Annotated in this window: 24 protein-coding genes; 14 read left to right on the top strand and 10 right to left on the bottom strand. The window is 73.3% G+C overall.

What is annotated here, in order from left to right; genetic code table 11:
• Positions 1–7 precede the first annotated feature (7 nt).
• A complete protein-coding gene (locus ACWEN0_RS38915; protein WP_451985050.1) occupies positions 8–1,381 on the top strand; it encodes an MFS transporter in 1,374 nt (457 codons plus the stop codon).
• Here ACWEN0_RS38915 and ACWEN0_RS38920 read toward each other — a convergent pair.
• The 5 genes from ACWEN0_RS38920 to ACWEN0_RS38940 form a co-directional block, all read right to left on the bottom strand.
• Positions 1,366–2,145 (bottom strand): SDR family NAD(P)-dependent oxidoreductase, encoded by a 780-nt coding sequence (locus ACWEN0_RS38920; RefSeq protein ID WP_451985052.1) that lies wholly within the window; start codon positions 2,143–2,145, stop codon positions 1,366–1,368. The genes ACWEN0_RS38915 and ACWEN0_RS38920 overlap by 16 nt on opposite strands.
• Positions 2,142–2,996 carry a helix-turn-helix domain-containing protein gene (locus ACWEN0_RS38925; RefSeq protein WP_451985054.1) on the bottom strand — a complete coding sequence of 285 codons (855 nt, stop codon included), beginning with the start codon at positions 2,994–2,996 and terminating at the stop codon, positions 2,142–2,144. Before ACWEN0_RS38925 ends, ACWEN0_RS38920 begins: the two co-directional genes overlap by 4 nt.
• A 79-nt stretch (positions 2,997–3,075) precedes the next feature.
• The gene (locus ACWEN0_RS38930) at positions 3,076–4,518 is read right to left on the bottom strand and encodes an alpha/beta hydrolase (RefSeq protein ID WP_451985056.1); all 1,443 of its coding nucleotides are present in this window, start codon (positions 4,516–4,518) and stop codon (positions 3,076–3,078) included.
• A gap of 32 nt (positions 4,519–4,550) precedes the next feature.
• The gene (locus tag ACWEN0_RS38935; protein ID WP_451985058.1) at positions 4,551–5,270 is read right to left on the bottom strand and encodes an ABC transporter permease; all 720 of its coding nucleotides are present in this window, start codon (positions 5,268–5,270) and stop codon (positions 4,551–4,553) included.
• 16 nt (positions 5,271–5,286) lie between these two features.
• On the bottom strand, positions 5,287–6,171 hold the full coding sequence (locus ACWEN0_RS38940) for an ABC transporter ATP-binding protein (protein ID WP_451985060.1): 885 nt from the start codon (positions 6,169–6,171) through the stop codon (positions 5,287–5,289).
• Positions 6,172–6,279: 108 nt separating this feature from the next.
• Between ACWEN0_RS38940 and ACWEN0_RS38945 the strand changes: the two genes are divergently transcribed.
• Genes ACWEN0_RS38945 through ACWEN0_RS38970 form a run of 6 tightly spaced genes read left to right on the top strand, consistent with a single transcriptional unit; the run spans position 6,280 to position 9,974 of the window.
• Positions 6,280–7,419 (top strand): sensor histidine kinase, encoded by a 1,140-nt coding sequence (locus ACWEN0_RS38945; RefSeq protein WP_451985061.1) that lies wholly within the window; start codon positions 6,280–6,282, stop codon positions 7,417–7,419.
• Positions 7,416–8,018 carry a response regulator transcription factor gene (locus ACWEN0_RS38950; RefSeq protein ID WP_451985063.1) on the top strand — a complete coding sequence of 201 codons (603 nt, stop codon included), beginning with the start codon at positions 7,416–7,418 and terminating at the stop codon, positions 8,016–8,018. The genes ACWEN0_RS38945 and ACWEN0_RS38950 overlap by 4 nt, the downstream gene beginning before the upstream one ends.
• Before the next feature lie 42 nt (positions 8,019–8,060).
• On the top strand, positions 8,061–8,375 hold the full coding sequence (locus tag ACWEN0_RS38955; RefSeq protein ID WP_451985065.1) for a DMT family transporter: 315 nt from the start codon (positions 8,061–8,063) through the stop codon (positions 8,373–8,375).
• Positions 8,372–8,728 (top strand): DMT family transporter, encoded by a 357-nt coding sequence (locus ACWEN0_RS38960; protein ID WP_451985067.1) that lies wholly within the window; start codon positions 8,372–8,374, stop codon positions 8,726–8,728. Before ACWEN0_RS38955 ends, ACWEN0_RS38960 begins: the two co-directional genes overlap by 4 nt.
• On the top strand, positions 8,703–9,236 hold the full coding sequence (locus tag ACWEN0_RS38965; protein WP_451985069.1) for a TetR/AcrR family transcriptional regulator: 534 nt from the start codon (positions 8,703–8,705) through the stop codon (positions 9,234–9,236). Before ACWEN0_RS38960 ends, ACWEN0_RS38965 begins: the two co-directional genes overlap by 26 nt.
• A gap of 51 nt (positions 9,237–9,287) precedes the next feature.
• The gene (locus tag ACWEN0_RS38970) at positions 9,288–9,974 is read left to right on the top strand and encodes a GAF domain-containing protein (RefSeq protein ID WP_451985071.1); all 687 of its coding nucleotides are present in this window, start codon (positions 9,288–9,290) and stop codon (positions 9,972–9,974) included.
• On the opposite strand, the gene ACWEN0_RS38975 is transcribed toward ACWEN0_RS38970, so the two are convergent.
• On the bottom strand, positions 9,946–10,854 hold the full coding sequence (locus ACWEN0_RS38975; protein WP_451985073.1) for an SDR family NAD(P)-dependent oxidoreductase: 909 nt from the start codon (positions 10,852–10,854) through the stop codon (positions 9,946–9,948). The two genes, ACWEN0_RS38970 and ACWEN0_RS38975, sit on opposite strands and share 29 nt — an antisense overlap.
• A gap of 129 nt (positions 10,855–10,983) precedes the next feature.
• Here ACWEN0_RS38975 and ACWEN0_RS38980 point away from each other — a divergent pair, with 129 nt between their 5' ends.
• The 4 genes from ACWEN0_RS38980 (at position 10,984) to ACWEN0_RS38995 (ending at position 13,717) form a co-directional block, all read left to right on the top strand.
• Positions 10,984–11,676: a TetR family transcriptional regulator gene (locus ACWEN0_RS38980; RefSeq protein WP_451985075.1), complete on the top strand. Its 693-nt coding sequence runs from the start codon at positions 10,984–10,986 to the stop codon at positions 11,674–11,676.
• Between the two features lie 303 nt (positions 11,677–11,979).
• Positions 11,980–12,135 (top strand): CopG family transcriptional regulator, encoded by a 156-nt coding sequence (locus ACWEN0_RS38985; RefSeq protein ID WP_451985077.1) that lies wholly within the window; start codon positions 11,980–11,982, stop codon positions 12,133–12,135.
• Positions 12,135–12,479, top strand: coding sequence for a VOC family protein (locus ACWEN0_RS38990; RefSeq protein ID WP_451985079.1), 345 nt, complete (start codon positions 12,135–12,137; stop codon positions 12,477–12,479). The genes ACWEN0_RS38985 and ACWEN0_RS38990 overlap by 1 nt, the downstream gene beginning before the upstream one ends.
• The gene (locus tag ACWEN0_RS38995; protein WP_451985081.1) at positions 12,476–13,717 is read left to right on the top strand and encodes an MFS transporter; all 1,242 of its coding nucleotides are present in this window, start codon (positions 12,476–12,478) and stop codon (positions 13,715–13,717) included. The genes ACWEN0_RS38990 and ACWEN0_RS38995 overlap by 4 nt, the downstream gene beginning before the upstream one ends.
• Here the strand turns inward: ACWEN0_RS38995 and ACWEN0_RS39000 are convergent.
• Positions 13,704–14,792: a YeiH family protein gene (locus ACWEN0_RS39000; protein ID WP_451985083.1), complete on the bottom strand. Its 1,089-nt coding sequence runs from the start codon at positions 14,790–14,792 to the stop codon at positions 13,704–13,706. The genes ACWEN0_RS38995 and ACWEN0_RS39000 overlap by 14 nt on opposite strands.
• A 106-nt stretch (positions 14,793–14,898) precedes the next feature.
• Positions 14,899–15,387 (bottom strand): beta-class carbonic anhydrase, encoded by a 489-nt coding sequence (locus ACWEN0_RS39005; RefSeq protein WP_451985085.1) that lies wholly within the window; start codon positions 15,385–15,387, stop codon positions 14,899–14,901.
• Between the two features lie 307 nt (positions 15,388–15,694).
• Here ACWEN0_RS39005 and ACWEN0_RS39010 point away from each other — a divergent pair, with 307 nt between their 5' ends.
• On the top strand, positions 15,695–16,510 hold the full coding sequence (locus ACWEN0_RS39010; protein WP_451985087.1) for a hypothetical protein: 816 nt from the start codon (positions 15,695–15,697) through the stop codon (positions 16,508–16,510).
• On the opposite strand, the gene ACWEN0_RS39015 is transcribed toward ACWEN0_RS39010, so the two are convergent.
• Positions 16,507–17,412: a LysR family transcriptional regulator gene (locus tag ACWEN0_RS39015; protein WP_451985090.1), complete on the bottom strand. Its 906-nt coding sequence runs from the start codon at positions 17,410–17,412 to the stop codon at positions 16,507–16,509. The genes ACWEN0_RS39010 and ACWEN0_RS39015 overlap by 4 nt on opposite strands.
• A gap of 70 nt (positions 17,413–17,482) precedes the next feature.
• Here ACWEN0_RS39015 and ACWEN0_RS39020 point away from each other — a divergent pair, with 70 nt between their 5' ends.
• Positions 17,483–18,334: an SDR family NAD(P)-dependent oxidoreductase gene (locus ACWEN0_RS39020; protein ID WP_451985092.1), complete on the top strand. Its 852-nt coding sequence runs from the start codon at positions 17,483–17,485 to the stop codon at positions 18,332–18,334.
• 51 nt (positions 18,335–18,385) lie between these two features.
• Positions 18,386–18,772, top strand: coding sequence for a hypothetical protein (locus ACWEN0_RS39025; RefSeq protein ID WP_451985094.1), 387 nt, complete (start codon positions 18,386–18,388; stop codon positions 18,770–18,772).
• Here the strand turns inward: ACWEN0_RS39025 and ACWEN0_RS39030 are convergent.
• Positions 18,765–19,682: an aldo/keto reductase gene (locus ACWEN0_RS39030; RefSeq protein ID WP_451985096.1), complete on the bottom strand. Its 918-nt coding sequence runs from the start codon at positions 19,680–19,682 to the stop codon at positions 18,765–18,767. The two genes, ACWEN0_RS39025 and ACWEN0_RS39030, sit on opposite strands and share 8 nt — an antisense overlap.
• Between the last annotated feature and the right edge of the window lie 7 nt (positions 19,683–19,689).

Here is a 19,689-nt window from a genome sequence, read left to right on the forward strand (position 1 = left end):
AGCCCGCATGGCCGTCCGCCCCGGAGCCGTCCTCGTCGCGTCCGGCGGCGGGACCCTGCTCGCGCTCTTCGTCTTCACGGCGCCGCTCTCGATCGTCCCGGCGGTGGCCGGCGGGCTCGGCGCCGGCGCGGTCGCGACGTCGTGGATCCTCAGCTCGATGAGCCTCGGCCTGGCCGTCGCGCTGCTGCCGGCGGGCGCGATCGGCGACGACTTCGGCCGGCGACGCGTCTTCGTCGCCGGCGCCGTCGTCACCGCCGCCGGGTCGGTGGTGTGCGCGGTCGCGCCCGGGCCCCTGACGTTCGTCGCCGGCCGCGTCGTCGAAGGCCTCGGCTCCGCCGCGCTGATCGCGTGCGGGCTGGCCGTGCTCGGGCCCGCGTTCCCCGACGCCGCCGGCCGCGGCCGCGCCACCGGCCTGTGGGGTGCCTGCCTCGGCGCGGGCATCGCGATCGGCCCGCTGGCCGGCGCCGCCCTGAACACCGGCTGGCGCGTGCTCTACGTCGTGATCGCGGTGCTGTCCCTCGGGGTCGCCGTGCTCGGGCGCGTCCTGCTGGACGAGTCCGTGTCGGGGCGGGCCCGGACGGTCGACCTGCCCGGCGCGCTGCTGCTGGGTGGCGGTCTCGCCGCGCTGCTGGCCGCCCTCACCGAAGGACGGCAGGGCTGGACCAGCCCGCTCGAACTGACGTTGATCGCGGCCGCGGTCGTGCTGCTCGTCGCGTTCTTCGCCCACCAGACCCGGTCCGGCGGCGGGATGCTCGACCTGGCGCTCTTCCGCCGTCCCGCGCTGGTGTCGGCGACGACCGGCGCGTTCGTCGCGGGCGCCGGGGTCACCGCGCTGATGGCGTTCCTGTGCACGGTGCTCGAGAACGGCCTCGCGCTCAGGCCGCCGGCCGCGGCGCTCGTGGTGCTCGCGTGGTCGGCGACGAGCGTGGTCTCCGCGCTGCTGACCCGGCACCTGCCCGCCGCGTTCTCCGGCGGCGCGCGGCTGAGCGCCGGCCTGGTCGTCGTGGCCGCGGGACTGGTGCCGCTCGCGTTCGTCACGCCGGACTCGGGGGCGGCGTCCCTGCTGCCCAGCCTGGTCGTGGCCGGCTTCGGCACCGGCGTCGTGAACGCGTCGCTGGGCCGGGAAGCGGTGGCCAGCGTGCCGCCGCACCGGGCCGGGATGGGCAGCGGCATCAACAACACGAGCCGCTACGTCGGCGCGGCGCTCGGCGTCACCGTGGTCAGCGTGCTGTCCGTGCACGGCACGCCGGCCCCGGCGAGCCTGACCGCCGGCTGGGACACCGCGGTGCTCGTCGGCATCGCCGTGTCCCTGGCCGGTGCCGCCGCGATCGCGGGGCTGACCGCGCGGGCCACCGCGAAAGCGGCTCAGCCGGTCCGGTAGCGGCCGGCGAGTTCGGGGCTCTGGCCGCCGAACGCGGCCAGGTCGGCCCGGAAGACGGCGTCGAGAAGCCCCGGGTCTTCGACGCCGGGGGCGCAGACGACCTCGCCGAGTTCCAAGCCGCGCAGGGACGCGGTGACGACGTCGGCCGCGCTCATCCGGGGCACCGCGCTCAGGTCCAGGCCCTGCCGCTCGTGGAACTCGGTGGCGACCACGCCGGGGCAGACGACCTGCATCCGGACACCGGTGCCGTCGAGCTCGGCGCTGAGGGTCTGCGACAGCGCGACCAGGTGGGCGAGCGTGCCGGCGTAGACCGCGCGGCGCGGCAGCTGCGAGCTCGGCGCGGGTCCGCTGAAGGCGATCATGCCGGCCACGTTGACGATCGTGCCGTCGCCGCGTTCCTGCATGCCCCCGACGGCCGCGCGGGCGAGCAGGGTCGGCGCGAGGACCTTGACCTTGACCAGTTCGGACGCCTGGGCGGCGGGCAGGTCGGCCAGTGGCATGTAGTGCGCGACTCCGGCGTTGTTCACCAGCAGGTCGAGCGGCTCGGTGGCGCAGATTTCCGCGACGGCGCCGATGCCTTCGTCGGTCGAGAGGTCCGCGGCGACGGCGCGGACCTTGACGCCGGTGTGCGCGGCGGCGAACTCGTCCAGCCGCTCCTGTCGCCGTCCGACGACGACGAGGTCGTACCCGTCGGCGGCGAGGCGGTCGGCGAACGCCCGGCCGATTCCGGAGGTGGCGCCGGTGACGAGGGCGAGCTTGCTCATGCGTGCTTCTCTTCCTGTGCTGGGGATGGCGCGGGTGCAAGGGCGGCGGAGCCGAGGAGCGCGAGCTTGTCGGCGGCGTCCGTGCCGGGGTCGGGGTGGTAGACGGCGAGCACGAGCCCGGGTGCGTCGCTGAGGAGCAGCTTCTCGCGGTTCAGCACCAGCTCGCCGACCTGTGGGTGGTCGAACCGCACGGTCGCGCCCCGCCGGTTCGCCACGTCGTGCCGCGCCCACAGCTCGCGGAACCGCGGACTGGCCAGGGAAAGCTCCCCGACGAGCTCGATGAACCGCGGGTCGCCGGTGTCGGTCCCGACGGCCTGGCGGAACCCGGCGACCAGCCCCCGGGTGGCCCTTTCCCAGTCGGGGAACAGGGCTTTCTCGGCCGGGTCGAGGAAGACGTCGCGCAGCCGGTTGCCGCCGGCCACGAGACGCGGTGAGAGGGCCGCGGCGAGCGGGTTCGCGGCCAGCACGTCCAGGTAGCGGCCTTCGACGAACGCGGGCAGCCCGACCGCGGCCAGGAACTTGACGGTCCCGGGCGGGACGGTCTCCCGGCGACGTCGGCGCCGCCGGCGCCGCGGCGGGGGATCGGCGAGGCCGAGCAGGTACGCCGTGGTGTCGTCGTCGAGCTGGAGCACCCGGGCCAGGGACTCGAGGACCTGCCTCGACGGGTTGCGGTCGCGGCCCTGCTCCAGGCGCAGGTAGTAGTCGGCGCTGATGCCGGCCAGCATCGCGACCTCTTCCCGGCGCAGTCCGGGAACCCGCCGCAGACCGGCGGCGGGGATCCCGGCCTGCTCGGGGGTGAGCAGCTCCCGGCGGGCGCGGAGGTGGTCGCCCAGGAGGTTTTCGCCGGTCATGCCCCGACTGTAAGCCGAGGTGACCGCCGGTGCCTGGTCCTGTCACTCCCAGGGACACCGGCGGCCTCGTCCCCGGCGGTCAGGGGGTTTCCGCGGCGCAGAACCGATCCCGCGCGGGACGCGTGCCCGTCGTGAGGAAGTCCGTCACCGTGGTGTTGCCGCACTTGTTCGGTGCGAACAGGTACGCCCCGTGCCCGCCCTGGTCGATCGTCACCATCCGGGCGCGGTCGCCGAACGCCGCGCGCAGCTCGCGGGCGCCCGCCAACGGCGTTCCCGGGTCACGCTCGTTCTGCACCATCAGCACGTTCGACGGCCCGCGGCCGGTGATCCGCACCTTCGGCTCCAGCGGCGTCGCCGGCCAGAACGCGCAGGCCGCGATGTTCGCCGAAGCCGCGCCCAGCAAGGGATACCGGACCCGGTCGACGGCCACGTCCAGCTGGTAGCCCGCCACCGACCGCGGCCACGCCGAGTCCCCGCAGAGCACCGCGAACCGCGCCGCGAACAGGTTGTCCGCCGGGGCCGTCACGCCTTCCGGCGGCTTCGGTGCCTTGCCGTGGTCGAGGCCCTGCCAGTCGCCGGCCAGCTTCGTCAGATCGTTGGCGTAGAGCCCTTCGAACGTCAAGCCACGGAAGAGTGAGCCGGTGATCCCCTCGACCGGCGTCCGGTCCAGCCGGGCGGCCAGCTCGTGGAACTTGGCGGTCACCTGCGCCGGCGTCGCGCCGAGCCCGTACTCCGGGTGCGCCGCGGCGAACTTCGCGAAGTCCGGGAACCGGTCCTCCATCCCGCGGCCGAACGCGCGCATCGCGTCGATGTCGTAGCCGCCCGGCCCGAGGTTGCTGTCGAGCACGAACCGGTCGCTGCGGTCCGGGAACATCGTCGTGTACACCGCCCCCAGGTACGTGCCGTAGGACGCGCCGAGGTAGGACACCGTGGACTCACCGAGTGCCGTGCGGATCCGGTCCATGTCCCGCGCGGTGTTCGCCGTGGTCGTGTAGGGCAGCATCGACCCCGTCCTGGCGCCGGCGCACTGCTCGGCCTCGGTCTTCGCGACCTTCGCCTGCTTCACGACGTCGGCCGGGCCGTGCGCGTACGGCAGGTTCCCGATCATCATCTGCTCGGTCGTCAGGTCGCACGTCACGGGCGTGCTGTGCCCGACGCCGCGCGGGTCGAACCCGATGACGTCGTACTCGTCGAGCACGCTCTGCGGCAGCTTGAAGAGCTTGAGCACCTCCGGGTAGGCGAGGCCTTCGCCGCCGGGACCGCCCGGGTTGGTCAGCAGCACGCCGCGCCGCTTCGCCGGGTTCTTGCTGGGCAGCCGCGAAACCGCGACGTCGATCTCCGGGCCGTCCGGGTTCCGGTAGTCCAGCGGGACCTTCATCGTCGTGCACTGCAGGTCGGGGGTCGGGACGGCCCCGGCGGGGCACGGCCCCCAGTCGAGGCCGGCCGGAGCGGCGGACGCCGCGGGGGCCACGGCCGTCGCGCCGAGCACGGCGACGGCGGCGGCCAGCAGGGTGGTGCGCATGGTGGTTCCCCTCGTTCGATTCCGGCCGCCGGTCAGCGGCGCGGTTCCCAGCGGAAGAGCCGCGTGGCCAGCGCGACGGCGACGGCGACCCAGGCGAGGGTCGGGCCGAACAGGGCCAGCGAGTCGACGACCGGGCGGCCGCCGTTCCAGGCGTCGAGCACCAGCTCGGTCGCCGATCCGCCCGGGAGCAGGCGCTTGAGCAGCGTGAGGTCGCCGGTGCCGGTGAGCCCGACCCAGCCCGAGACGGCGATCACGCCGACGCTGACCGGCAGCGTTGTCACCTGCGCGTGCTCGGGCGAGTTCGTCAGCCCCGCCGTGGCCAGCCCCAGCGCCAGCATCATGACCACGGTGGACACCACGGCCGCGACCAGCAGGAGCGGGTTCGCCGGCTTCCCGGCGACGACCGCCAGCGCGCCGAGGATCACCGCGATCTGCAGCACCGACAGCACGGTGATCGGCAGCACCAGGCCGCCGAGGATGCCGGCGTCGCCCGCCGCGGTCGAGCGCAGGCGCTTGAGGAACAGGTTCTGGCGCCGGGCGGCCAGCGTCGTCACCGTCGTGGTGTAGAGCCCGATGCCGGCCACGAAGAACAAGGCCAGCGAAGCGATGTAGCCGAGGCTGCCGGCCTGCGTGAACAGGTCGCGCTTGGCGATGAAGAACGCGCTGAGCGCGGCCGGCAGCACCAGCGCGGTGACCAGGACGAGCCGGTTCCGGAAGATCTGGATCAGCTCGCCGCGAGCGATCGTCCACATGGGAATGGTCCCTTCCTCAGGAGTTTTCGATGGCGCGGAAGACGTCGTCGAGCCGCGTCGGCCCGGCCTGGAGGTCGTGCAGCTCCACGGCGTGGTCCTGCGCCCAGCCGAGCAGCGTGTGGAGGTCCTTCTGCAGGCCGAAGGTCTCGACCAGGAACTGCCCGTCCGCGCCGCGCGTGGCGAGCAGCGGTGGGGCCGGCGTGTGCGGTGGCAGGCCGAAGCGGATGGTCGCCGGCAGGGTCCGCGTCAGCTCGGCGACGGTCCCTTCGCGGTGGAATTCGCCCTGGTGCATCAGGCCGATGCGGTCGGCGCGCTGCTGGGCTTCCTCGAGGTAGTGCGTGGTGAGGACGACGGTCGAGCCGTCTTCGCGCAGCCGGTCCACCGCGTCCCAGAGCGCGTCGCGCGACTGGATGTCGAGGCCGGTCGTGGGCTCGTCCAGGAAGACCAGCTCGGGCGTGCCGTACACGGCGGTGGCGAAGTCCAGCCGCCGCTTCTCGCCGCCGGAGAGCTGGCCGACCTTCGTGCTCGCCTTGCGGGTGAGGCCGACGAGCCCGAGCACGCGCCCGGCGTCGTCGGCCCGCTCGGTGAGCCGCCCGATCAGCCGGACGCTCTCGGCCACGGTCAGGTCGGGGGAGAACCCGCTCTCCTGCAGCATGATCCCCAGCCGCGGCCGGACGGCGGCTCGGTCGCGCGGATCCTTCCCGAACACCCGCACGGTCCCCGAAGCCGGCTGGCGGTGGCCTTCGACCGTCTCGAGGGTGGAGGTCTTGCCGGCGCCGTTGGTGCCGAGCAGCGCGTACAGCTCGCCGCGTTCCACTTGGAACGAAAGGTCTTTCACGGCGGCGAAACCGCCATAGGTGAGGTTCAAGCGATCGACGTCGATGACGGGTGTCGTGGACATGCTCCGATTCCAGCGGTGCGCACCGCCGTCCGGCAGTGTGCTGACGTCACCCCGACACATGACGCAGTGTCACTGGTGGCGCCCGCCGATCCCGTTACGCTCGGGAGCATGGAGGTGCCCACGATCGCGCGCAGGAGCTCCTGGACCGGCGGGGCGGTCCAGGAGCGGCTGCGCCGGCTGAACCTGATCACCACGATCCCGCCGCTCGCGTTCGTCGGCGTCCTGCTGCTGGTGTTCACGGCCCACTCGTGGTGGCACGTCGTGATCCAGCTCGTCGGGCTGATCGCGGCCCTCGCGACGGCCGAACGCTGGACCGCGGGCGACTACCTCCGCGTCGCCCGCCCGAGCCTGGTCGTCACCGCGGTGGTCTGGCTGGCCGGGGCGCTGACCGACGACACCGCCGCGTTCTACGGGCTGTCCCTCGTCGGCTCGTTCCTCATCCCGCCGCTGCGGCGCCACCGGCTCGCGGCCCTCTTCGGGCTCGGCGGCCTGGTCGCCGTCCTCGGGTCGGCGAACCTGCTGGTGCACGACGACCGGCTGGTGCCCCGCCTGCTGCAGTACGTCGCGATCCCCGCGGTCGCCGTGCTGATCACGACCGCGTTCATGTTCGTCAGCCAGCGGTTCTTCGACCTGATCGCGGAGCTCGAGCAGTCGCGGGAACGGGAGGCGGAGCTGGCGGTCATCCGCGAGCGCGTGCGCTTCGCCGGCGACCTGCACGACATCCAGGGCCACACGCTGCACGTCGTGAAGCTGAAGGTCGCGCTGGCCGAGAAGCTGCTGGACCGCGACCCCGCCCGGGCGCGCGAGGAGCTGCGGGAGGTGCACACCCTGGTCGGCGACACGATCGTCCAGACCAAGGAGCTCGCCTACGCCCAGCGCCGGCTCAACCTGTCCGCCGAGCTGGAGAACGCGAAGAACCTCTTCGAAGCCGCGGGCATCCACGTGCGCGTCGAGCGGGAGGCCGAAGTGGACACCCGCGCGGGCGAGCTGCTCGGCCAGGTGCTGCGCGAGACGACGACCAACATCCTGCGCCACGCCGAGGCCCGGCAGGTGCGGATCACGCTTTCGCGGTCGGGGATCGCGATCGTCAACGACGGCGTCGCCGAGGCCGGCCCGCCCGAGCTCAGCGGACTTTCGGCGCTGCGGGACCGGGTGGCGGCGAACGGCGGCGAGCTGGAAGTGTCGCGTCAGGACGGCCGGTTCCTGACGGCGGCGGCCTTCCCCGGGCCGAAGGAGGACGTCCGATGACCACGGTGGTGCTCGCCGACGACGAAGCCTTGCTGCGCAAGGCCTTGGCGTCGCTGCTGCCCCTCGAAGGCGAGATCACCGTGCTCGCCGAGGCCGAAGACGGCGAGCAGGCGGTGGCGGCGACGCTGCGGCACGAGCCGGACGTGCTCGTCATCGACCTCGAAATGCCCACTGTGGACGGTCTCGGCGCGGTCGCGGAGATCCGGCGGGCGCGGCCGCAGCAGGTGATCCTGATGCTGACCCGGCACGCCCGGCCGGGCGTGCTGCGCAAGGCGCTGAAGCTCGGCGTCCAGGGCTTCGTCAGCAAGGCGGCCGAGCCGGCGCACATCACGTCGGTGATCAGGACCCTGCACGCGGGCAAGCGCTGGATCGACCCGGACGTCTCGGCCCTCGCGGTCGTCGACGACTGCCCGCTGACCGACCGCGAGATCGACGTGCTGCGCGCGACCCGCGAGGGGTTTTCGGTGGCCGACATCGCGGGTCAGCTGCACCTGGCCGAGGGCACGGTCCGCAACTACCTGTCGAACGCGATGCAGAAGACCCAGACGCGCACCCGCCACGAGGCGGCCCGCTACGCCCGCGAGCACGACTGGCTCTGAGCACCTTGCCAAGTATGAACGCGTGTACATACTCTGGCCGGCATGACGTTCGCCGTGCTCGCGCTCGCCATCGCTTCGGGGTTGTCGGGGACGCTGTTCACCCGCGCCTCCCGCGGGTTCGCCCGCCGGGTGCCCGGGCTGGCCGCGATCGCCTCCTTCGCCGCCGCCACCCTGCTGCTGTCCTGGCTGGTCCAGCGGCTGCCCGTCGGAGTCGTCTACGCGGTGTGGACGGGGACGGCGGCCGTCGTCCTGGTCCTCGTCGACCGGATCTTCTTCGCGGTGCGGACCAGCCCCGTGCAGCTGGCGGGCATGGCGCTTACCCTGGCCGGGGTCGCGCTGCTGGGGGTGGCGGGATGAGCCCGGCGCGCGGGTGGCTGTGCCTGGCCGCCACCGTCCTGCTGGAGGTCCTGGCCACGCTCACGCTCACGGCGTCCCACGGGTTCACCGTCCTGGTGCCCTCGGTCGTCTCGGTGCTGGCCTACTGCGCCACCACCGTCGCGCTGGCGTTCGCGCTCAAGGTGGTGCCGATGAGCGTCGCGTACGTCGTCTGGACGGGCGCGGGCACCGCCGGGGTCGCCCTGCTCGCGGCGGTGCTGTTCGCGGATCGCCTGTCCCCGGCGGCGTGGGCCGGGGTCGGGCTCGTGGTGGCCGGTGTCATGCTGATCAACGCGCGGAGGGGGACCGGTGCGGCCGAAGAACACCCCGAATGACCCCGAGCGGCGGGAGCGGATCCTCGGTGCCGCCATCCGGGTGGTTCACCGCAGCGGGATCGCGAGCGTCACGGCCCGCTCGGTGGCGGCCGAAGCCGGCGTCCCGGTCGGGTCGGTGGCCTACCACTTCGAGTCCGTGCCGGGGCTGCTGCTCGAGGCGAGCGCCCGAGTGCTGCGGCTGCGTTCCGACACCCTCACGGAGCGGCTCGCCGGGACGCGCCCGCCGGACGTCGTGCGCCGCCTCGCCGAGCTGGTCCACCACCAGCTGACCGAGCAGCGCCCGACCAGCGTCGTCGCCTACGAGCTGTACCTGCTGGGCATGCGGGACGAGGCGTTCCGGCAGGTGAGCCGGGCCTCGAACGCACACCTGCGCGAAGTGCTGGCGGACCTGCTGCCGGCGGCCGAGGCGGTCCGCCTGGCCGCGGCCGCCGACGGTTACCAGCTCCAGTGCCTCTTCGAGGACGAGACGCCCTCGGTGGCGCGGATCCGCCGCGTCCTGGCCGGCTGAGCGGACGGCCGGCTTCTGGACGTTTCGGCCGTCACGAGCGACCATGCGAACGTGAGCTACGAAGCGCGGCAACTGCTTGCCCAGGCCGCCGAGTTGCAACGCCACTCCGCCCGGCTGCGCGGGCAGCTCGCGGCCCGGTTCCACCAGAGCGTCGTCGACTCCGAGGTCCGCGCCAGCCGCAAGCAGCTGCGGGAGCGGGCCCGCGAGCGCGCGGGCAGCGACGTCGCGGTGCTGTTCGACCCCGAATTCCTCGCCATCGCCGACGCGGTCGGGTTCGTGCACGCCACCCTCGCCGCGGCGCTGACCGCTGCCGACGCGTGCGACCTGCAGTTCCTCGACCGCGGCACGCTCCACATCGGCGGCCACCACGGCTTCGCCCAGGATTTCCTGGACTTCTTCGCCGCCGTCGACGCCGAAACGCTCACGGCGTGCGGCCGGGCCCTGGCCACGGGCGAGCCCGTGCTCATCGAGGACATCGCCGAAAGCCGGTTCTTCACCGAGCGCGCCATCCGGGAGACGCTGCTGGACGCGGGCTCCCTCGCCGTGGCCTCCTACCCGCTGCGCACCCCCGGTGGCGAGATCCTGGGGGTGCTGTCGTTCCACCACACCCGCCCGCGCCCGCTGGGTGACAGCCGGGAACGGCTCATCGCGCACGGCGCGAGCGGCGTGCTCGCCCGCCTGCCGAAGCAGGCCTTCGTGGCCCCGGCCGTCAGCCGACCGGGAACTTCACCGCCGTGAGCTCTTCGGAAACCGCCCACAGCCGCTGCTGGACGCGCACGTCGTAGGACTGCGGGCTCGAGGCGACGACCTCCGGGCGGCCGCGGTAGCCACCCAGGCCGGCCGGGCCGTAGTACTGGCCGCCGAGCGCCGCGGGGTCGGTCGCCGCGCGCAGGATCGGCAGCGCGCCCCGCTCCGAGCTCTGCGTGAACAGCGGCGCGACCAGCGGGAAGAGAGCGCGGGCGACGGCGGGGGAGTTGCGCATCAGCTCCGTGCGGGCGACGCCGGGGTGGGCGGCGACGGCGGTCGTGGTGCCGTGCGCGGCGAGGCGGCGCTGCAGCTCGTAGTGGAACATCAGGTTGGCGAGCTTCGCCTGCCCGTACGCTGCGACGCGGTCGTAGGAGTTCTCCCACTGCAAGTCGTCGAAGTGGATCGAAGCGCGGATGCGGTGGGCGATGCTGGCGACCGTCACCACGCGCGAGCCCTCGACGGGCAGCAGCAGGTCCAGCACCTGGCCGGTGAACGCGAAGTGCCCGAGGTGGTTCGTGCCGAACTGGAGCTCGAAACCGTCTCGCGTGGTCTGCCGCGGCGGGTACATCACGCCGGCGTTGTTGATCAGCAGGTCGATCTTGGGCAGCGTGCCGTGCAGGTCGGCCGCGGCGGTGCGGACCGAGTCCAGTGAAGCGAGGTCCAGCTCCTGCACGGTGACGTCGGCACCGGTGCCCAGCTTGGCGGCGGCCTGCTTGCCCTTCTCGACGTCGCGGACGGCCAGCACCACCGTCGCGCCGCGCTCGGCCAGCACCTTCGCCGTGTCGAACCCGAGGCCGGTGTTCGCGCCGGTGATGACGGCGACGCGGCCCTTCTGACTCGGCACGTCGCGCTCGGTCCAGTTCTCGCCCATGGTGGGTCCCTTCGTGGCGGCCCTTGCGGACCGGCGGTCTGTTATGTCCCCGACGGTAAGGAACCGTCGGTCTGTTGTCAAGAGACTGCCGGTCTCCAAATTCGTGCGACGCGGGTTACGCTGGGTCGCATGACGTTCCAGCGAGCGCGCAGCGCGGAGCAGCGGGAGGAGCGCCGCCGCACGATCCTCGACACGGCGCTGGCCATGCTCGACGAGATGCCGGTGGCCGACGTGAGCCTCAACGAGCTGTCCCGGCGGGTCGGGCTGGCCAAGTCGAACGTGCTGCGCTACTTCGAATCCCGCGAAGCGGTGCTGCTCGAACTGCTGGACCGGGCGCTGCGGGACTGGCTGGCCGAGGTGGCCGTCGAGCTGGCTTCGGGCGTCGACCCCGACCTGCCCGCGAGCGAGCGGGGGGCCCGGTTCGCGGCCGTCACCGCGCACTCGCTGGCCCGCCGCACGGTGCTCTGCGACCTCATCGGCGCGCAGGCGGGTGTCTTGGAGCACAACGTGTCCGTCGACGTGGTGGTGCGCTTCAAACGTTCCGCACTGACGGGCCTGGACACGATGGTCACGCTGCTGCGCCGGGCGGTCCCGGAGGTCGGCGCCGAGGCGGGCTCGGTGTGCATGCTGGCGATGATCCTGACGGGCGGCCTCTGGACGCACTGCCGTCCGGCGCCCAGCGCACTGGCGGCCTACGAAGTGGACCCGGCACTGGCCGCGCTGCACCTGGACCTGGCCCCGGCGCTGGAAAACGGCCTGGCGATGCTGATCGCGGGCGCGATGGCCCGCAACCCGGCGCCCTCCGCCGCCGAAAACCGGTAGGACGGCGTCGTCACCCCGGGCGTGGGTGAGGACCAAGCGGGCGGTTGCGGGTTCCCTGCTGTCGGTTCATCAAGATCGCGGGAGTGCTCGCGGCAGTGGTGGTCCTGGGTGCCGGCCTGGCAGCGTGTTCGAACCCGACGGGCAAATCATGGGCGATCACGTACGAGGTGACGGGCCAGAACGGCGGAACGCTGTCGAAGGTCGTGACGGCGGGCCAGAAAGCGGAGATCACAGCCACCCCGTCGGAAGGCGCGGCCCTCACGTGCCGCATTTCTTACATTGCGGGCATGCTAGCATGTGAGCATGCCCGCACAACCCAAGCGGCAGTTCAGCGTCTACCTGCCACCCGATCTGGTCAGGCGGGTGAAGCACGCCTCGGTCGATGCCGACGAGTCGCTCTCGTCGTTCGTGGAGCGCGTACTCGAGGAGTACCTACGACAGAACGAGGAACGTCCCTGATGCGCGTGATGCCGATCCGCTACAGCGAAAACGTCGAGGCGCTGACGCGGTTCTACGAAGCCCTCGGTCTGAGCGTCGGCTCGGTCTCGCGGCCCGGCGGCTGGGTGGAACTGCCCGCAGCGGGCGGGATGCTGGCCCTGCACCGGTCCGAAGCGGACACCGGCCGCTGCGAACTCGCCTTCGAAGCCGACGAACCGCTGGAAGGCGTCGCGGCACGGCTGAAGGCGGCCGGGTTCGAGCCGGGGCCCGTGATCGACGAAGGGTTCGGCAGCTCCCTGCGCGTCGAGGATCCCGACGGCGTCCCGGTGCAGATCAACCTGTACGACCGCGAGCTGTACACGTGAGCGTGCTGCCGCGGGGGACGCTGGTCCTCGCGGCAGGCATCGTCGCGCTGGAGTTCGCGGCCGCCGTCACGAGCTTCGTCGCCTCGACGCTCCTGCCGGTCGTAGCCGGGGACCTCGGTGCGCGGGACAGTCTCGGCCTGCTTGTCGCCGGCTCCAGTCTGGGGTTGTTCGTCGCGCTTCCGCTGGCGAGCCGGGTGCTGGGGCGGCTCGGGACGCGAGGGACCCTGGGCGCCGGGATGGTCGCCTACGTCGGCGGGCTCGTCGTCGCGGCGACCGCAGGCACGGCGTGGACGTTCGCCGTGGGGCAGTTCTCCACCGGGCTCGCCAGTGGCCTCCTGGCGGTGTTCGGGGTCGGGTCCGCGATCCGGCACCTCGACGAGCGCGTGCGCATCCGGGTGGTCGCCGCGTCGTCGGCGATGTGGATCCTGCCCGCCCTCGTCGGGCCCGCCGCGACGCTGGGGCTCGAACACCTCGTCGGCTGGCGGTGGACGCTGCTGGTGCCGGTGCCGTTCGTCCTCTTCGGACGGTTGCTCGTGGTGCGCGCCGTCCGGGACGACCCGCCCGGCGACGACGCACGCCGCCCCCTGGGACGGACGCTGCTGGTGCCCCTGGGCGCGGCCGGGGTGGTGCTCAGCGCGGGGTGGTGGCCCGTCGCGGCCGGCGGGGCGGCCGTCGCGGTCGCCGGGATGGTCGCGATCCTGCCCGCGGGCACCGCGCGCCTCGGGCGGGGGACGCCCGCCGCGCTGGCCGCGATGGTGTTGTTCGCGGTGGGCTACTTCGGCGCGGACAGCCTGATCACCGTGCTGCTGACGGCCGGGTTCGGCGTCGGGCTCGGGCCGGCGGCGATCGTCCTGAGCGCGGCCCCGCTGGCCTGGGCGGTGACGAGCCTGGTGGCCACGTCGGTGCGACCCCGCCCCGCGATCGGGTTGGGCCTGACCGCGGCAGGCACGGCCGTGCTGGCCTTCGGCGGCTCGTTCGCCGTGGCGCTCATCGCCTGGACCGTGGCCGGGATCGGCGTCGGGCTCGCCTATCCCGGCCTCTACATCCGGGCCACCACGGCGGACGACGGCGGGTTCACCGCCACGGAGCTGGCCACCGCGGTCATCACGGCCGAGTGCGTCGGGCAGCTCCTGGGCCGCGCCGTCGGCGGCGCGCTGAGCTCTGCCGGCGGGCTGTTCGCCTCCTACCTGGTGTTCGGGGCCGCGCTGGCCGCGGCGGCCGTCGTCAGCCGAAGGTGATCCACTGGGACGTCAGCAGCACCAGCCCGAGGGAGCACGCCGCCACCACGACCAGCCCGAGCGCGGCGACGACGAGCGGCCGGAACCCGCTGCGGGCCAGCTGCCGCAGGTCGAAGTTGAGGCCGACGCCGGCGAAGCACAGCAGGAACGCCCACTTCGACAGGTTGCCGAGGCCGGCGACCTCGGCCTTGGTGAACACGTGCGCGGTCGCGAGGGCCGAAACGGCGATGAAGCCGAGCACGAACTTCGGGAACGTCCGCCACACGAAGGCGGCGCGCTCCTTCGGTCCACTTGCGACACTCCTGCCGCCGCGGGTGGACCAGTAGGCCGCGTACCCGAGGACGACCAGCCCGATCAGGGCGTTGCGCGTGCTCTTCACCGCGACGGCGACGTCCTGGGCGTGCGGTGAGTAGGCCGCGCCGGTCGCCGTCGTCTCCGCCGTGTTGTCCACCGCCAGGCCCGCCCACAGCCCGAACTGGGTGTCGGTCAGGTCGAGCGCGTGCCCGATCGGCGGGAACGTGAACAGGGCGACGGCGCCGAGCGCGAGGATCGCGGCGATCGCGTAGCCGGAGTCCTCGTCGTCGGCGTCGATGGAGCCCTTGCCCGCGATGATCGCCGACACCCCGCAGATGGACGTGCCGATCGCCAGCAGCGACGACAGTTTCCCGCCGAGCCCGAAGAGCTTGCCCACCAGCAGGATCACGGTGGTGGCCACGGCCATGTCGATCAGGATCAGGCCGAGGCTCAGGCCGCCGAGCTTGGCGAGGTCGCCCAGCACGAACCTGGCGCCGAGCAGCACGATGCCGGTCTTCAGCCAGAACTCGTAGGTCGCCACGCCCGGCCGGAACGCCGCCGGGATGCCGATCGTGGTGCGGATGAGCAGCCCGAGGATGATCGCCCACAGCACGTATTCGAGGTCGGGCAGCGCGGTCCCGGTCGCCTTGCCGATGCTGCGCACACCGTTCTGCGCCAGCGTGCCGACCACGCCGACGGCGGCGAGCAGCAGCAGGCCGGGGACGTACCGCAGGACCGGGATCGCCGTGAGCCCGCCGCGGCGGGCGGTGTCCGCCGTCATTTGACGAGGAAGGGGATCGTCGGCAGCACGCCGAACGCCGCCAGCAGCACCAGCACCGCCGCGACCGCCACCGCGGCCCAGTCGGCGGTCAGCCGTGGTCTCGTGCTCATGCGACCTCGGCCAGCTTCCCGGTCGCGACGTCGAACACGAAGCCCCGCACGGACTCCTTCTTCGGGATGAAGGGGCTGTTCCTGATCCGCGCGATCGACTGGCGGACGTCCTCGTCGAGGTCGCTGAACGCTTCGGCGGCCCAAGCCGGTTTGACGCCGACGTCCTCCTGGATCGACTTCTTGAAGTCGTCGTCGGTGAAGGTGAGCATGCCGCAGTCGGTGTGGTGGATGAGGATGATCTCCTCGGTGCCGAGCAGCCGCTGGCTGATGGCGAGGGAGCGGATCTCGTCCTCGGTGACCACCCCGCCCGCGTTGCGGATCACGTGGGCCTCGCCTTCGTGCAGGCCGAGCACGCCGTAGACGTTGATGCGCGCGTCCATGCACGCGAGCACGGCGACGTGCTTGGCGGGCGGCAGCGGCAGCGGCCCGCTGAAACCCGCGGCGTAGTCGGCGTTGTTGGCCAGGAGCTCGTCGGTGACCGACATGGTGAACCTTCCGGCGTAGGAACGGGTGCGCCGAGTGGACTCGCTTCGCGCACCCGGCGCAACGGCGCCCAGGATCTGGACCCGTCATGGGGGCGGAACGACCGCCGGTAGGCCCGGCGTGGTGTGGGGTGCCGCCTCCGTCCACTGTGGACCGGGGCGGCCGGCGCGCACGCCACCGTCCTGGAGATGGACCACCGGCCCGAGGAGGTGTACGTCGTCGACGACGGCGCGCGCGACCACCCGGCGGGCACGTTCCGGCACGTCGCGGCCCTGGTGCCACGCGGTTCACTGCGGTACAACGGGAAGCGTGGCCGAGCGCGGGCAGCGCCCCGGCCGGCACGCCGCGGTGGAGCGGGACGTGCTGGTCCGGTACCTCGACGCGTGGACGGCGAAGGTGGTGCGGTCCCCGCGCGGCGGCACGTACGTCGAGTGCGGTGGCTTCGCGGCCGACGCCCTCCGCGTCTTCGGCGAGTTCTCCGACCGGCTCGACGGGCACCACCTGGAACTGGTGGTGGTCGGCTCGGCGGCGCCCGGCGGCGCCCCGGACGGGTTGTCCGTGCGCGAAGAACCGGACGCCGGCGACCTCGAGGTGGCCGGGCCGCTGCTGGCGCATTTGGACGGCCCGGGCGCGTGGCCGCTGCTCGCCGCGCTCGCGCGCGGCAAGGGACACGAGGTGGTCGTCACCGCGCCCGTCCCGGACACGGACTACCGCGCCGGGCTGCGGGCGGCGTGCGCCGTCGAGTTGGTCGCCGACGACGGCGAAGTCCGGCTGCTGGTGTTCGCCACGAGCGACAGCAAGCACCTCGCGACGTTCAAGAGCGAACTGTGGGCCGTGGACGAGTTCGCGGGCATCCGCTACCGCGACCCGCGGGACGCCGAAGGCACGCTCGTCGACATCTCCTTGACGCCGCAGCTGCTGCCACTGCGGCGCGCGCTGGAAGCGGAGCTCGCGCGCCACGGCCGCCGGACGGTCGCGGAGCTGCAGCAGTTCACGCTCCTGGAGACGATCTACCGCCCGGAAGACGCGATCGGGGCGGTGACGTCCGCGGTCACGGCCGGCGAAGTCGCCCGGGAGCCGGAAAAGGGGCGGCTCACCTCGCGGACCGTCATCGGGTTGCCTTAGCGTTCCAAGGCCGCTTCGCGCAGCGCGGCGGCGACGCGGGCCGCGGCTTCCGGCAGCGGCCGCGGGAGGTGGGCGAGCAGGACGCGGCGCTGCTCGCCGGGCCCGCCGCGCACGGCCAGGACACGCACACCGGGCGGTGCCACGCCGCCGAGCGAGCCGGGCACCGTCGTGATCCCGCAGCCGGCGGCGACGAGGTGCAGCTTCGCCAGCCAGTCGCGCGCGGTGTGGGCGATCTCGGGCCGTTCGTCCAGCCCCGGCCACACGCCCAGTGCCCGGTCGTCGCCCGAGCCCGCGATCCAGCGCTGACCGCGCAGGTCGACGACGTCGATGTACTCCCGGCGCGCGAGCGGGTGGGACTCGGGCACGGCCACGCGCAGGCTGCGTTCGGTGAGCGTGTGCACGGCCAGCGCCGGGGTCTCGGTGTCGGGCGGGCGGAACGGCGGCGCCGAAGCCAGCAGCGCGAGGTCCACGGTGCCGGCCCGCAGGGCCCGGACCAGCGCCGGGGTGCCGCCTTCCCGGCTGAGCACGGTGATGGCGGGGTGGGTGCGCCGCAGCGTCGCGAGGGCCCGGGGGAGCAGCTCGGCGCCGGCGGTCGGGAACCAGCCGAGCCGGACCGTGCCCTGCTCGCCGGGCAGTCCGGCCAGCTCGCGCGCGGTGGCGTCGAGCTGGTCGAGGACGCCCGCCGCCCGGCGCACCACGACCTGCCCGGCCGAGGTCAGCCGCACGCCGTCGTGGCGGCGCTCCAGCAACGGCGTTCCCGCCGCGCGTTCCAGGGACGCGATCTGCCGCGAGACGGCCGACTGCGTGTAGCCGAGCGCCGTGGCCGCGGCGGTGAGCGTGCCCCGCTCGGCGACCTCTCGGAACACCCGCAGGGCGGTCAGGGAGGCGTCGGCGAAGGTCATGACGTTTACGCATACCAGATCTGCGTTTCTTTCGCTGTTCGCATGCCCGAAACGGTCCTAGCTTGGACTCATGGATGCGAAGCGCACGAAGGTCGCCCTCGTCACCGGCGCCACCCAAGGCCTCGGGCTCGCCCTCGTCGAGGGGCTCGCCCAGCGGCTGTCCACCGAGGACACCGTCTACCTGACCGGTCGTGACGCCGGGCGCGTCGCGCAGGCCGTCGAGGCGATGCCCGCTGGCGGTGCCGAAGTCCGGGGTGAAGTCCTCGACGTCGCCGACCCCGGTGGCGCCGACCGGCTCGCGGCGCGGCTGCGCGAGCGCCACGGCGGCGTCGACGTCGTGTTCGGCAACGCCGTGATGCGCGTCGGCCCCGACGACGACCCGCGCGCGATCGTGGGCGCCTACGCGGAGGTCAACAACTTCGGCACCACCCGGCTGCTGCGGGCGTTCGCGCCGCTGCTGCGGGACGGCGGCCGGTTCCTCGTCGTGGCCAGCTCGTTCGGCACGCTGAACCACCTCGCCCCGGCGCTGCACGACCGGTTCGACGGACTGTCCTCCCTGGACGAAGTGGACAAGCAGGTCGCTGCCTGGCGCGACGCCGTCGCGGACGGCAGTGCCCGCGGCGGCGACTGGCCGGGCTTCGTCAACATCCCGTCCAAGATCGGCCAGGTCGCGGCGGTCCGCGCGCTCGCCGCCCAGCGGCGCGACGACGACCTCGCGCGGGGGATCCTGCTCGCCGCCGTCTGTCCCGGGATGATGAACACCCCGACATCGGCGCTGTGGTGGGACGTGCGTGACGCGCCCAGCCCGGCGCAGGCCGCGGACACCTTGCTGGACCTGGTGTTCCGTCCGGCCATTCCGGACCAGTACGGCGAACTGGTCCGGAATGGAGCGGTGCTTCCCTGGGCACCGGGCCGGCGGTAGATCGACTAGGCTGGGCCGGGACCTGGGGGCCGCTGGTGGGAGGAGCGACCCGTGCCGACCTTGACCGAACTGCCGCCCTGGACGATCCGCACGTCCGGCGGCGAGGTGACGTTCACCCACGCCGTCGCGCGCGACGGCGTGGCGCCGGGCAGTGACCTGGCCCTGCACCCGCACGACGTGCGGGGGTTCGCGAAGGCGCTCGGCGAGGTGATGAAGCTGCCGGCCTACTGGCGGGCGCGCGCCCGGTCCGCACGGCCGGAGCCGGTCTGGTCGGCGCCGCGGCACAACGCGGACGACGGCTACGTGCACGTCACCGGGCCGTGCCGGCCGGCCGAGCGGAAACCCGGGACCCGGCCGGCCGGGTCGTTCACCCTCGACCTGGTGGACGTGCGCGAACTGCGGGTCCGGATCGCGGCGTACCTGCAGCAGGTCAGCTGAGCGCGGAGTCCATCGAGCGCGACGGGACCGCGTCCAGCTCGGCGAGCGTCCCGGCGTCGAAGGCGATGTCGCCGGCGGCGATGTTGCCTTCGAGGTGCGCCACGCTCGCGGTGCCCGGGATCAGGTGGACGTTCGGCGCGTGGTGCAGCAGCCAGGCCTGGCCGACCTGCGCCGGGGTGCGGCCGAGGGCGTCGGCGACCGCCTTGACCACGGGCTCGTCGGTCACCTTGGGCAGGGCGGGGAAGGCCCCGCCGAGCGGGAAGAACGGCACCCAGGCGATGTCCTCCGCGACGCACACCCGGAGCATCTCTTCGTCGTCCCGGCTGACGAGGCTGTACGCGTTCTGCACGCAGGCGATGCCGGCCGGGAGCGCGCGGCGCAGGACGTCGAGGGTCACGCTGCTGAGTCCGATCGCGCCGATCTTGCCTTCGTCGCGCAGGGCCGTCATGACCGTGAGCTGGTCGTCGAGGTCGACGACCTGGTCACCCTCGGCCGTGACGCCGGGCCGGCGGTCCGCGCGGCGCAGGTTCACCAGCGGGATCCGGTCGAGCCCGAGCGACCGCAGGTTGTCCTCGACGCTCGCCCGCAGCTCCTCGGGCCGTTGCGCCAGGCGCAGCGGGATCGGGCCGCCGGGGTCGGGATCGGCGCCGACCTTGCTGGCGACCAGGACGTCGTCTTCGGGCCGGATCGCCTCGCGGAGGACCTCGTTGACGAAGCCGTTGCCGTAGAACTGCGCGGTGTCGACGTGGTCGACGCCCAGGTCGAAGGCGCGGCGCAGGAGCGCGACGGCCGCGGCGCGGTCGTCGTGGAGGCGTTCGAGCTGCATCGCCCCGTAGCCGACGCGGGAGACGGTGCGGCCGGCGAGCGTGCCGGTCCCGCCCGGTCGCGGGGCGGTTTCGGTGGAAGGCATGGCTGTT

The sequence above is a fragment of the Amycolatopsis sp. NPDC004378 genome (assembly GCF_053602455.1).